Raw genomic sequence first — 13409 nt, forward strand, 5'->3', positions numbered from 1 at the left:
TTCCAGAGCTTTAAAAAAAATATTTTTTTTTTAGTAGAATGTTTCTATTTATAATCCTCTACTTTTGTCCATTCTATTTCTTCGATCAATTCATCAAAGAAGTCTTGGTATTCAACCAATCTTTGTGGAGAATCGTTCCGATTATAAATCATTTTTTTCTGATCGCCATCACGAACACTTGTTATACATACAGGGAAGTCAATAATTCCAAGCCCTTTGATAGGATATTTATTTTCCAAATGAATGTACCCTATAGATTTTGCTTTGTCTAACAATTGACGAATTTGTTTGGCAGAAATTCTTCCCTGATACAGTCCAATATTCGCTACATTTTTTCGCCCTTTATACGTGACAATACCATTAGAATATACCTTTGCCTCATAATAAGGGCACTTTCCATAACAAGTTGTTCTTTCTAAAGAAGCTATCAACAACGATTCATCTACATTTTGAGCAATAGCAGTTAACGTCATTAATAGAAAAAAAGATAAAAAAAATACGATTCTCATATATCAGATATACTTTATTTTTTAACAAAAACTCATTCATACAACCATCGAGCCTCCTATTACTCTGTTAAGACTTCGACTCATAGCTATGTTAAAAATTACGCCTTAATAACCTCTAACTCTTTGCTTGTCATACTTGGCACAAATTCAACAATTGTATACGTTGCTACATTGTTTATTTTAAAAGGATCTTTATCCAAAATTTCTTCCAATTCTTTTTGGATAGTAAGGTTGCTAAGAATAATTCCTCCTGTTCTAGGCACCTTGCGTCCTGATACAATAAAATTACCATTGGCATATTGCTCCTTCAAATATTCGATGTGAGCCTCTAAATGTTCGTCTACTTGGTTAAGTTCTACTTTATAGGTTATATCTATTATAAACATCGTTTTGTTTTTTTTTGAAAATACTAATCCACAATTATTAAAAAGAAAAATCGTATGTATTGAATTTTAGAAAACAACACATACGATTCATAATTGTTGTGCCCTTAGTTAGAGGCAAGCAAACCTTAAACCTTTAAGTTAGGATCATTGGGATCAAAATCATCTTTGATATCTCCAGGCATTGGAAAATCAGGATTATCTAAATCGTCTGGAAAATCAGGAATATCAATTGTATCCACATCCTTTATTTCCACCACTTCGCCTTTATCATTAACAATAGGCTCATCAAAATTATCGACTACCTCTGGTTGGTAATTATCCTCTACAATAGGCACATCCCCCTTACTTGTTGTAGGTTGGACAGGTTGGTGTGTTTTAGTAAAATCAATATCAACACCACCTACAGGCTTCATGTATTCATTCATAATTTGATTTAGCCTAAAGGCAATATCATCTTTATTAGCCCCATAATTCAACTCCTCTTTTAATTGCATCAATTTGATCGTAGATTTCATACGTTCAGCACCTTCTATTTGAGCTGTTTTTAGTTTAATGCTATCAATTTGTTGTTGCATTTTTAATTTAGCCGCCTCTTCTCTTGCCACCACCATATCACGAGCAGAACCACTGATAAAGGTTTCTATTGCCTCTACCATAGAATTTAATATCTTGTGTACTACCCTAGCAGAAAAACCACCCAAAAAAGCTAAGACTGGCTTGTAAGTCATAAAACCGCCTAACTCTCTAGATCTAGTAACATTATCTGCTACATCTCCGACATCTTCTCCTAAAATCTCTGGAGATACGAAAATAAATTGTGCCAAGATAACCCCCGAAACAATCCCCAATACAAATCGAATCCAATAAATAGAATCATATTTAGGATCGTAAGAGTTTTTGGTAATGTATTTATAAACTTCAAACAAAGCGTAAAAAGAAGCACCTAGTGCTGCTATACACAAAATCACCAACTCATTGTAAACAAAAGCCATCCCTTCATAAGACAAAATATCGCCATTCACGGTCAAGGAATCTACTTCTGGCAAAAAGAACAAACCTAAGAAAGTCAACAAACAAAGCATGGTAATTACATTGAGTCGACGCACCAATGGTACTGGTCCCAAAAGTCCAAACATCCCACCGTGCTTATTCTCTTCCATCAATAATACCGTCGCAGGAGTTGCTGGAGCAATTACTTTTGCCATTTCACGATGCAGTTGACCAATCAAAGCCATATTTAAAGAACGTGGGTCTAAGTTCTCTATATTTCCTGCTTTTAACTCATCATTTAGCTCATGAGCAATGGCTTTTAAATCAGACATCTGTTTAAGAACATGCGAAGGAACTTTTTTGCCTTGCGACTGTGCATAGCGCACCATTGTTTCACACTCGTCTAATGTTCTAATTTGATTCTTAAAAGTTACAATATCTTTTAAGGCCTTAATTTCTTGTTTTGCCATCTTAGTTTATCTTTGGTCTATTAGATATTATCACGAAATGATTTTTGGGTAAGAATACATTGGCAAATCTAATGCATCAATTTTCTATTCTTGTTCTCTAGTTATTTCTGATAATTTTTAGTGAATGTTATATAGGTTGGGTATTTCCTCCCTTCTTCATATAGAGGAGATTCCCTCATATTTTCAAAGGTTGCCTTACCTCGGTATAAGGTAAATATATCATAAAATTTGTACTTTTCTTAAAGTAAAAGTTTTTTTTATCAAAAAATACCGTACTTTTGCAGAGCTAAAATATGATTTAGAATATCTTGATTAGTAATCAATACAAAAAAATTCAAAAAATGGGTATTTACCTAACAAAAGAAAAAACTGCTGAAATTTTTAAAAAATTTGGTGGTTCAGAAAAGAACACAGGTTCTACAGAAGGTCAAATTGCATTGTTAAGCTTTCGTATTCAAAACCTTTCTGAGCATTTAAAAGCAAACCACAAAGATCACTCTACTAGACGTTCTTTGTTGAAAATGGTTGGACATAGACGCTCTTTATTGGGTTACTTAGCTGACAAAGATGTTATCAAATATCGTGAGCTTATCAAAGAACTTGGAATAAGAGACGTTCTTGGTAAAAACAAATAATGATACATACAAATACGTTTGAAAGTGCTTCCTGTCGGAGCACTTTCTTGCTTTTTACAGGTAGGCTTTTAAAGGTCTATTCTATACCTAGAATAGTATTTTTGAAGCTGCTGCTGCAACTATAACTTACTAATAAAAGATCTTCTCAAAGATTTTTTCGTGATAAGTAAGTGGGCAGAAAAAAATATAGCTAAAAATAGGCTTATTTTTAGTGCTAATCGAAGAGGAACAGTGCAGCTTTAGCGGGCTAAAGCAAGATGTTTCGATGAAGAGTAGCGCAAAAAGAAGGTTGTTTTTTATATAGTTTTTTCTGAACGATTACTTATTAGTAAATTATCATATATTTTGACGCTAACAAAAGACAATGCGATGTTGTCTATGTTGCAAACTAAGGAACCTGTGGATATTTAGTTATACCTTGGTTCCGATTGCAGTTTTCAAGGCTGCAATTTTTTGGATGACGTGATATGTAAATGGCATATCATGATGGATAATATTATTTAAAACTTAAAATTTTTACCAACATGGGTAAACAAATTCCAACAACTGTTTCTAAAGTAATTTCTGGACAAGAAATTACGCTAGAAAGTGGCAAATTAGCTGCTCTAGCAGATGGTTCAGTTGTATTGCGCCACGGAGACATGTGGCTATTAGCAACCGCAGTATCAGTATTAGAAGCCAAACCAGATCAGAGCTTTTTTCCTCTAACGGTTGAGTTTCGCGAAAAATTTTCTGCTGCGGGACGTATTCCTGGCAACTTCTTCAAACGTGAAGCTCGTCTTTCAGATAGCGAAATTTTAGTTTGTCGTCTGATTGACCGTGTTATCCGTCCTATGTTTCCTGACGGATACATGAACGAAACTCAAATCTTTGTTTCGTTGATTTCTGGTGATACTGAAATCATGGCAGACGCTTACGCTGCTTTTGCTGCTTCTGCAGCTTTAATTGCTTCCGAAATTCCTTTCGAAAATCCTATCTCTGAAGTGCGTGTAGCACGTATTGACGGTGAATTTGTCATCAACCCAACTCGATCTGCATTAGAAACTGCCGATATGACTTTTATCGTTGGTGGTACAATGGATAATATTGCAATGGTAGAAGGTGAAGCGGACCAATGCTCTGAAGCAGAATTGATTGATGCTATTAAATTTGGTCACGAAGCGATCAAAGAGCAATGTCAATTGCAATTAGATTTGCGTGAGGCTTTGGGGATTACAGAAAATAGACCTACCGAAGAACCAGAAACCAATCCTGAATTAGAAGCTGAAGTAAACGAAGCTACTACGGATAAAATTTATGCCATTGCCAAAGGAGCACTTAGCAAACAACAACGCAAAGAAGGTTTCTCTCAAATAAAAGAGGAACTAAAAGAAAGCTTGCTAGAAAAATATGGCGAAGAATATATGGAAGAAAATGGTCACTTTGTTAGTGAGTATTTTTATAACAATATGAAAAACACCATTCGTGAAATGGTGATGGCTGAAAAAATTCGTTTGGACGGTCGTAAACCAGACGAGATTCGTCCGATTTGGTGTGAGGTAGATTCTCTTCCTTCTCCACACGGTTCTTCTATTTTTAATAGAGGAGAAACTCAAGCCTTGGCAACAGTTACATTGGGTTCTAAGCTAGATCAACCTATGGTAGACACAGCTATGGATCAACGTTACGATCAATTCTTTTTGCACTATAGCTTCCCTCCTTTCTGTACCAATGAGGTCAAACGTGTCGGAGGTGTCTCTCGTAGAGAAGTTGGTCATGGTAATTTGGCTCGTCGTTCCTTAGAAATGGTTTTCCCTTCGGATTATCCGTATACGGTTCGTGTTACTTCTGATGTATTAGAATCTAATGGTTCTTCTTCTATGGCTTCTGTTTGTTCGGGCTCTATGGCTCTAATGGATGCTGGTGTGCCTATCAAAGCTGCTGTTTCAGGAATTGCAATGGGACTAATTTCAGATGGAAATCGTGCTGTTGTATTGTCGGATATCTTAGGTGATGAAGATCACTTAGGAGACATGGATTTTAAAGTAACTGGTACTGCTGAAGGTATTTGTGCTTGTCAGATGGACATCAAAATTGATGGTTTGGATTACGATCTTTTGGCAACCGCTTTGCAACAAGCTCGCGAAGGTCGTCTACACATCCTAAACTTGATGAACGAAACCATTCCTGCACACAATGAGGATTTAAAACCTCATGCTCCTCGTATCATTCGTTACGAGATTCCTGGCGACAAAATTGGCGCTGTTATTGGACCTGGTGGTAAAATTATCCAAGGTATTCAATCAGATACTGGATCAACAATTACAATCGAAGAAGAAGATAACAAAGGAATTGTATTCATCTCTGGTGTTGGTAAAGATACTGTAGATGCTGCCTTGAAAATTATCAAAGGAATTGCTGCGGAAGCAGAAGTTGGCGAAGAATACGATGCAAAAGTTGTTAGCATCATGCCTTATGGAGCTTTTGTTGAATTCATGCCTGGCAAAGAAGGTTTGCTACACGTGTCTGAGATTTCTTGGGCTAGAATTGAGAATGTAGAAGACGCTGTAGCAGTTGGAGATGTTCTTAAAGTTAAATTATTGGCTATTGATGAGCGTACTGGCAAATACAAACTTTCTCGCAAAGTATTGATGGACAAACCAGAAGGCTATGTTGAACGTCCTCGCAAACCTCGTGAAGATAGAGGTAATAACAGGAATAGAAACAACAAAAGCAATGATAGAAATAGAAACAACAGAAATAACAAGTAATTTTTACAGAACAATTACTTCATAAATAATCGTTGTTCAATTTTGTAGCGAGTCATTTTCAATTAATGAAAATGGCTCGCTTTTTTATTGATGATTATCTTTTAAACGATTACTTATACTAGTCGTTCGTTGCTTTTTTACTTTTTTACCAAAAAGATAAAAAAGCACATTTATATTAGCTTGATAATCAAAATTTTAACACAAAACGCAACGAAGGTGCAACTTACTGATTATCAACTGCGCAGCACTCACGAAGTAAACTAATAAAGTTTTTCAACGAACTATTGTTATACATTACTCCGTTGAAACCACGCAGTAGCAGCGCAGCTAACTATTGATTATAATAGTAAACATTTTAGTCTCCATCATCTGGATTTGCTAAGATTGTAATAGAAAAGTATGTTGAAATATTATTGCTAATATCGGTATACAAAGCTCTCATCTCTTGATAAATCTCTTCTACAGCCGCCGTATCTCCTGTGAGATCATCCAGCATAGTTAATTGCCTTGCTTTGATAAGTATTTCTACTTTTTTTGCTTGCTCTACAATACGGTTGGTTGGCGTTTCATCATTGATCAAGTAAGTCAAATAACTTCCTAAACCTCGCTCGGTAGTTCCAAACATTTGCTGAATTCCTTGTAGATTGTACAAAATAATATCCCAAGAAAAGTGTGCGTAGGGGCTTTCTAAGTATTCGGGGTGCACCAATTGATCCACACTTTCCTTTCCTAGTGGCTTGGCTAGTTTTTTGGCTGCCAATGTTTGGCTCATATGTACAACAGCATTGCTAAAACTTGCAATACCTTCCTGACTTGTATTTCCTGTTCCTTCGCTTAAAGTTTTCCCATAAGCGTTTCGCCATTCTGACTCAATAGTGCGAATCAAAGCATTTGTATTTTTTATACAGTTCAACAAATAGGCAAAACGCCTATCTTTATTGATATCTGTCTGATAAAGTCCCAATAAAGCGACCTGATCATTATTCTCATCAAAAAGCAGGTATTCAATGCTCGCTAATCCTTTGGTATAAGAACTTCTACCAGCAATATAAATCGAATCTATTGTTGTTGTATCACTAATCGAATTTTCTATAGAAATGGATTTAATGGGCGTATTATCCAATTGAGTATAGCGATAGTTTGTTCTTCCTGGTCCAAATACCAACATTTCTACCCTACTCCACGATTGCATGCTTTTCTTCCAAGCATTTTGCATTATTTCTAATTGTGCCATTGTCCGTGTATTTCCAAAGGAAATACAGGCAGCCTCTAACGCTTGATTATCCACTTGTAATTCTTGATAACTAGGCAATACATAATCGTTGATAATCCCCGTTAACATAGATTTTTTATCAAAATCAGCTTGCTTTTTACAAGCGACTATATTTAACAAACCAACACTTATTAAGAGCATCAGTGCTTTTAAAACTATTCGCATACCAATTATTTTTCATTACTCCGTTGAAACCACGCAGTACCAGCACAGCTAACTAAAAGCAAAGCGCTTACACAGTAAATCATATTAGTTTAATTATCAACAAAATGCACTTCTACTAGTCTTTACACTAAAAGATTAACAATCAAACTAAAAAATCAACAGAGTATTAATTTTTATAACTCAGTGTTTATTAATTTTACTAGTCTAAGCAAATTACTTGAGTAGCTATAAAGACTTCACAAATAAAATAAGTTGTTCCCGCTCTTCAGCAGACATGGTTCTAAATGCTTCTTTAGACGCTTCACCTTCTCCTCCATGCCACAGGATTGCTTCTGCCAAATTTCGAGCACGTCCATCGTGCAAAAACTCTGTGTGCCCATTAACATTCTCAATCAATCCAATACCCCAAAGAGGAGCCGTTCTCCACTCTTGCCCATCTGCTAAATATTCAGGACGGTTGTCTGCCAAACCTTCTCCCATATCATGTAACAATAAATCCGTATAAGGATAAATGGTTTGGTTGGATAAAGCATCAAATTTAGGATGCGTTCCTGTCTTATATTTTTGAACATGGCACTTTTGGCAATTAGCTTTCAAAAATAGTTCTTTTCCTTTCAAAACAGCTTGATCGTTCCAATCTCTACGCCCAGGTACTGCTAGCGTGCTAGAATAAAGCTCTACTCGATCCAATACTTGATCATCCAGTTCATACCCATTGTTATTATTACCATTTGGAACAGTTTGACAATCTGTTTGCAGATTAGTGTGATTTTCATCTAAGAACAAACTAGAGGTAATACCTATATCACCAACAAAGGCTCCTGCCACCTGTTGACGGACAGTAGGCTCTCCTGCTTTCCATCCAAATCGCCCTAAATCCATTGTATTGGTTGCACGATTGTAGACCAAGTTTGCTTTTCCTGAGATCCCATCGCCATCCGCATCAGACTCATCAACATATGCTTTTATGGCACTAATTTCTATTGCATCTAGCAGCCCCATCCCGACCATTTGGTTGGCAACTCTTGGCGAAAAAAGGATGCTGTTATCCATATTCCCATAAGCAAGATTTTGAAAAACATAGGTAGGCTTCCGCAACGAATAACTGGTTCCATCGCCATAGGTTCCTGCAATTTCTGTGTAGTGAATTTCGAAAGTACCTTCTCCTTGAATCCCGTTAATTCCTCCAGGACTCAACTGTCCACCATACATAGGCGCTGCCAACGGACCACCATGTGCATTGACACCTGGCACACTCAATCGAATCAACATTCCATGACCAAACTTTTCATTAAACATCGGGGTTCTTCCTCTGCCGTCTTTAAAGTGGCAGCCAGAACAAGCCGTTTCGTTAAACAAGGGTCCTAAGCCATCTCGTCCAGTAGTTGAAGCAACGGCACTCACCCAACTTTGATTAAAAAAAGAATTTCCAGTAGTAAACTGCAAGGCTTCCAAACCTTTGAGATTCGGTGCAGCAAAACTAAACGCATTTCTGGAGGTATTAAAAAAAGTGGTTGCTCCTCCTGCATATTCCTCGCCTTTTTCAGCATAAAGTACTTGTTCTTTCTGGCAAGCACTCAAACTAATCCCAACAATTAGTAACCAACAATAATAAAGTTGAGTTTTCATATTCAATAGTTCGTTAAAAAACTTTATTAATTTGATAATCAACAAGTTACAAACTCGCTGTATTTTATGTTAAAATTTTGATTATCAACTGCGCAGCACTCACGAAGTACCACGAAGTAGCAGCGCAGCTAACTAAAAGCGCAGCGCTCACGAAGTAAACTAATATAAATGTGCTTTTTTATCTTTTGGTAACTAAGCTTGCGAGCTCACGACCGAAGGGAGTAACAAACCAAGCTAAAAAAGTAAAAAACTAAGCTTGCGCCCTCATGAGCGTAGCGAACTAATCAACGACCACGAAGTAGCAGCGTAGCTAACTACTAATATTATAATGATAAAACAAATTTAACTATAAAAATGCAAAAGCTCAGCAACCAAAATGATTGCTGAGTCCATAAATTAAATAACAAATAACGCTAATTATTCAGGTAGTTCGGTACTAATTGTCAATCCTAGTGCTGTTGCAGCTTCTGCAATAGCATCACCTTGATTTTGCAACGCTGTTACTGCTTGCAATACAGGTCCATTATCAGTTACATTTTCTTCTGTTACCGTTTTATCAAATGGTGTCGGAATAGCCAAAACTTTTGCCGTAGCAGCTACATTTTTTGCTGTCAAGTCAGCTCCTTTAGTTGCATCAATTTTAGCGACCAAAGTAAGAATAGAATATTGGGCATCTCCTACTGTTGTTCCAGATACACGTGTATACGTTCCTTTTAATACATTGGTAATTCCTGCTGCATTAGTGATAATATCACGGTGTGTGTTATCCGAAAAACAGGAGTGTTCATCTTCTTGCGGATTATCAACAGCATTGGCTTCTAATGCTGTAAACATACGCTCCCCTGCTAATTCAGATTTACTCAAAACGCCAATACCTGTAAGAATTTTTGATAAAGCCACATCTGTAGACAAACCTTCAAAGTATGTTCTATACGTACCTCCTGGCGCCCACTCTGCTTTCAATGTTGCTAGGTCATCTACCAACAATTGAGCACAAGCTTTGATGTATTCACCACGTCTAACATGATTGGTGGCTATATTGGTGTAATCTGTGTGCAAACGGTTTCCTCCTTGACCTGCATTGGTATTAACATCAATATAATCTTGTCCCCACAACAAAAATTCAATTGCATGGTACCCAATGCTAATATTTTTCTCGCCGCCTACCTCATTCGCTCCTGACAATACAGATGCTGTAATATTTGGATAATTGGTCACATCATAGATGATTCCTGTATTGGCAGTACCTCCTGCATTGTCTCTCGTATAATCAATGTAGTTTTCATCCAAAGGCCAAGCATTCAAAGCTCCCTCTGGTCCATCCGCATCGTCAATTGGTCCATCATAAAAACGATACGCTTCTGTTTGCCCATAAGGTTCTCTAGCAACAAACCAAGCATTTCTAGCAGCATCAAAAGTAGTTTGTGTTGGTGTAGCTACTAGTGCATTAATTGCTGTTTGCAAATCAACCGCTTTATTGTAAGAATCTTCGTAAGAAGCATATACTATTTCACAGTAATTGTTAACAACATTGGTTTTTAAATCCGCATTAGGATCTGTTGTTTCGGGGGTACAAGAAGTCCAGAACAATAATCCAGCTCCTAGCAACAAAGTGTGTTTAAGATTTTTCATTTTTTATAATTATTAAGATTAAGTCTAAATAAAACCGCAGGCAAATCTAGGGTTTCAAATTGCAAAAACAAAATTTAAGTAGACTTAATCTAAATAAATTTAACTGGCATAAATTTATAGTTCTTCTAAGAATCTAGCTTCCAATATTATAAGCACTTTTCCAAACATGCGATCGAATAATTTCGAATGACTTCTGCTCCTGTCTTACTTTTAACTTGTTCTGTTTTATTGCTAATATTTGTTATCTGAAAAGCGGTCTGGGAAATTAAAGCTTGCAGTTTAGTCGTATCATACAACCGAAATCGCTCATTAACAAATGGCAATTCTTGCATAAAGTCTTGATGAGCAAATGTAATATACAAGCGCCCTTTTTCCTTTAAAACTCGATGCATTTCATTTAATAATGCGACAGGATTTTCCCAAAAATAAAGTGTATTAACTGTAAAAATAGCATCAAACATCTCTGCTGTAAAAGGCAATTGTAATCCATCGTATAAAGAGAAATTAGCAAGTCTTTCTTCTACCAAGATACTATTCTCCTTTATGGCTTCTTGCTGCATCAATTCAGAAATTTCTATTCCCCAATAACGAAGCCCTTTAGCTTGCTTTAGGAGGTCAACCAAATGTCCCGCTTTTCCATGCCCTAACTCTAAGAGCCATTGATTGTCCTTAACCTCCATCGTTCGAATAGTTTCTAGACTCATACTTCTATTCGATTGATCCATGTTATCGGCAACAGCCAGTCCTTGTATGCCACTTGGGCAATTCAATTGTTTTGCCAGCTCTTGCAATTCGTCTTCTGAAAATTCTTTTTCCATGTTTGAATTTTTCTGGTTATATTGTCAATATCCCAACCCAATCTAATCGTTCCATTTATTTGCTGCAATTTGAAAAGGCTCGCAAATTAAACGTACAAAAAAGATGCGTCCCATTGCTACAGAAGCAGAACCACTTCCTCCTCCTCCATGCGCAACAGCTGTTCCCAATCGATTAACTTGTTGTACATCCAATACGTTTTTCACACCAGCACTAATAGACAAACCTTTGTTAAAAAAGTGCTTCGTTACCACCACATCCATCAAACCATAGCCTTGCAATTCATTTCGTACAATTTCTTTCTCTTGAGTCATAGGATTTGTTACAGCCACATAATTAATCTGTTTATCATAATCTCTGCGAAAGAGCGCTAATGTCAAGCCCAATTTTTGGAACGTATAACTTAGTTCTTGTGTAAACTCCAAAGTATACTGAAAAGGTTGAATGCTCTCTTCTGATTGACTCAATTGATTGTAATGCCCAATTAAGGTTGCTCCAAATCGAACTTTCAATCCTTTGTATTGATATTTAAGATGGCTGTTGATTCCCCAATTCTGGTACTCTTCCAAATTAAAATAAGCATACTGGTTGGACTGGTCGTTGATAACAAAATTTCCCAAACTATCTTTCTCATAACTATAAAGGGTTATTTGTTGCTGAATATAGTTGTAAAAGCCATTTACTGCAATATTCGCCATATGTCCTCCCTTATAAACCTTGTTGTACGCCCATCCTAAACTCAAGGTATGCGCATACTCTGGCTTTAAATTAGGGTTTCCTTGAATGTTGTGATTGACATCTACAAAATTGAGGTAAAGTTCTTTTAAGGAGGGCGTTCGAATAGCTCTAGCATACGAAAAACGAACATTCATCCCATCTATAACTTTCCATTTCAGTCCTAACGAATAAGTGATGGGAACCAAACCTGTTGTATTATAAGCTGCCCTCACGCCTCCTTCAAGATATAATTGTTGGATGGGTTCGTAACGAAGGTTGATAAAAGCTGCAAAGTCGCCTAATGCTGCACGTTTATTCTGAAGCCTTTGTCCTGTTGTATAATCATATCGAATATCAACTCCTACCTTAAAATCTAACCGTTGGCGATACTGACTCGCTAAAGTTGCTCGAAGGTTCCAAGCTTGAAAAGCAGTTGTATCTGAATCCAGTTGATCTAAAGTGTCTTCGCTTATGTTCTCTTTCATAGAACGGAAATAAGCATTTTTGGATCGTTGGTAATCATTAAAAGCCAATAAAGCATCTAAATAATACCGCTGCTTTTGATCCAAGTATCCTGTAGCAGCAACGGTATGATCTTGTGTAATCGTTACAAAATCATAATCTTTTGCATAAGCTAAGGCAGGAAAAGCGGCTAGCTTAATGTTTCCTCTATCTTGGATAACTTCGTTTAAATAATTGTATTGATATGATAAATTAATTCTACTCGAAGGAATTGTATAAAATAACCTTCCTCCTACAAAATGTTGTTGCTTGGGGTTCCAAGTTTGACTACGTAATGTATCTGTAGAAAAGCCATTAAAATGACTAAAATTGTAGTTAAAATCCAAAGCAATATGTTTCCATTTTTTGCCTAAGGCAAGACTAGCATTATATTGTTCATTGCTTTGTAATTGTCCTGTCAATCGAGCTGTCCAGTCACCTGAAGGACTCTTTTTTGTAATGATATTAATAATCCCACCTAACGCATTGGTTCCATAAGCTACGGACATTGCATTTTCAATAATTTCTATGCGTTCTATATCTTGCACTTGAATCCGATCCAAATCCAAATTTCCATCGCTTCGCCCAATCATAGGTACGCCATCTATCAAAATTTTGATATGTTGTCCCTCCAAACCGTTCATTGTCATAATGGTTCCTAAAACAGGATCCTGTGCAATTCGAATGTTGGCTTCTTGCTGAAAAACTTCCGTTAAATTGGTTGCTGCCCGCTGGGTAATCATCTCTTTGGTAATCACTCGAACTGGTAGTGTGGAGGCTTGCATTTCTGTTGGACTATATTGTCCTGTCACGACGATTTCTTCATCAAAAGAAACAGAAAGCGGTATGCTATCCAACATTTCTTGAGCAACAAGTTGATGGCTCCACAATAAAATCCAAAAAAAATGTTTCATGATTACGCTGATCTATTCGTGA

Annotated in this window: 10 protein-coding genes; 2 read left to right on the forward strand and 8 right to left on the reverse strand. The window is 36.7% G+C overall.

Annotation, left to right across the window (positions count from 1 at the left end):
• Positions 1 to 44 precede the first annotated feature (44 nt).
• The 3 genes from CG11_RS14685 to CG11_RS14695 all read right to left on the reverse strand — a co-directional run bounded on the left by CG11_RS14685 (position 45) and on the right by CG11_RS14695 (position 2355).
• The gene (locus CG11_RS14685; RefSeq protein ID WP_052597508.1) at positions 45 to 509 is read right to left on the reverse strand and encodes a DUF6438 domain-containing protein; all 465 of its coding nucleotides are present in this window, start codon (positions 507 to 509) and stop codon (positions 45 to 47) included.
• A 98-nt stretch (positions 510 to 607) separates the two neighbouring features.
• Positions 608 to 895: a YciI family protein gene (locus CG11_RS14690; protein ID WP_052597510.1), complete on the reverse strand. Its 288-nt coding sequence runs from the start codon at positions 893 to 895 to the stop codon at positions 608 to 610.
• 125 nt (positions 896 to 1020) lie between these two features.
• Entirely contained in the window at positions 1021 to 2355 is a 1335-nt protein-coding gene (locus tag CG11_RS14695; RefSeq protein ID WP_052597513.1) for a hypothetical protein, read from the reverse strand.
• Positions 2356 to 2702: 347 nt separating this feature from the next.
• On the opposite strand from CG11_RS14695, the gene rpsO reads away from it, so the two are divergent.
• The gene (gene rpsO / locus CG11_RS14700) at positions 2703 to 2990 is read left to right on the forward strand and encodes a 30S ribosomal protein S15 (RefSeq protein WP_052597787.1); all 288 of its coding nucleotides are present in this window, start codon (positions 2703 to 2705) and stop codon (positions 2988 to 2990) included.
• A gap of 524 nt (positions 2991 to 3514) precedes the next feature.
• A complete protein-coding gene (pnp, locus tag CG11_RS14705; protein ID WP_052597514.1) occupies positions 3515 to 5740 on the forward strand; it encodes a polyribonucleotide nucleotidyltransferase in 2226 nt (741 codons plus the stop codon).
• Between the two features lie 355 nt (positions 5741 to 6095).
• Here the strand turns inward: pnp and CG11_RS14710 are convergent, their stop codons facing one another.
• The 5 genes from CG11_RS14710 to CG11_RS14730 all read right to left on the reverse strand — a co-directional run bounded on the left by CG11_RS14710 (position 6096) and on the right by CG11_RS14730 (position 13387).
• Complete coding sequence (locus CG11_RS14710) at positions 6096 to 7178, reverse strand: imelysin family protein (RefSeq protein ID WP_081909561.1); 1083 nt, start codon at positions 7176 to 7178, stop codon at positions 6096 to 6098.
• A gap of 225 nt (positions 7179 to 7403) precedes the next feature.
• Positions 7404 to 8807: a di-heme oxidoredictase family protein gene (locus CG11_RS14715; RefSeq protein ID WP_052597519.1), complete on the reverse strand. Its 1404-nt coding sequence runs from the start codon at positions 8805 to 8807 to the stop codon at positions 7404 to 7406.
• 417 nt (positions 8808 to 9224) lie between these two features.
• Positions 9225 to 10439 carry an imelysin family protein gene (locus tag CG11_RS14720; protein WP_052597521.1) on the reverse strand — a complete coding sequence of 405 codons (1215 nt, stop codon included), beginning with the start codon at positions 10437 to 10439 and terminating at the stop codon, positions 9225 to 9227.
• A gap of 146 nt (positions 10440 to 10585) precedes the next feature.
• Entirely contained in the window at positions 10586 to 11257 is a 672-nt protein-coding gene (locus tag CG11_RS14725; RefSeq protein WP_052597523.1) for a class I SAM-dependent methyltransferase, read from the reverse strand.
• A gap of 42 nt (positions 11258 to 11299) precedes the next feature.
• A complete protein-coding gene (locus tag CG11_RS14730; RefSeq protein WP_052597525.1) occupies positions 11300 to 13387 on the reverse strand; it encodes a TonB-dependent siderophore receptor in 2088 nt (695 codons plus the stop codon).
• Between the last annotated feature and the right edge of the window lie 22 nt (positions 13388 to 13409).

It is taken from the genome of Aureispira sp. CCB-QB1, assembly GCF_000724545.1.
GTDB lineage: Bacteria > Bacteroidota > Bacteroidia > Chitinophagales > Saprospiraceae > Aureispira.

Excerpts from the sequence above, each read along its gene's own strand:
- CG11_RS14710 (WP_081909561.1), bottom strand. The coding sequence starts at position 7,178 with ATGCGAATAGTTTTAAAAGCACTGATGCTCTTAATAAGTGTTGGTTTG.
- CG11_RS14690 (WP_052597510.1), bottom strand. The coding sequence starts at position 895 with ATGTTTATAATAGATATAACCTATAAAGTAGAACTTAACCAAGTAGAC.
- CG11_RS14725 (WP_052597523.1), bottom strand. The coding sequence starts at position 11,257 with ATGGAAAAAGAATTTTCAGAAGACGAATTGCAAGAGCTGGCAAAACAA.
- CG11_RS14720 (WP_052597521.1), bottom strand. The coding sequence starts at position 10,439 with ATGAAAAATCTTAAACACACTTTGTTGCTAGGAGCTGGATTATTGTTC.
- CG11_RS14715 (WP_052597519.1), bottom strand. The coding sequence starts at position 8,807 with ATGAAAACTCAACTTTATTATTGTTGGTTACTAATTGTTGGGATTAGT.
- CG11_RS14730 (WP_052597525.1), bottom strand. The coding sequence starts at position 13,387 with ATGAAACATTTTTTTTGGATTTTATTGTGGAGCCATCAACTTGTTGCT.
- CG11_RS14685 (WP_052597508.1), bottom strand. The coding sequence starts at position 509 with ATGAGAATCGTATTTTTTTTATCTTTTTTTCTATTAATGACGTTAACT.
- pnp (WP_052597514.1), top strand. The coding sequence starts at position 3,515 with ATGGGTAAACAAATTCCAACAACTGTTTCTAAAGTAATTTCTGGACAA.
- CG11_RS14695 (WP_052597513.1), bottom strand. The coding sequence starts at position 2,355 with ATGGCAAAACAAGAAATTAAGGCCTTAAAAGATATTGTAACTTTTAAG.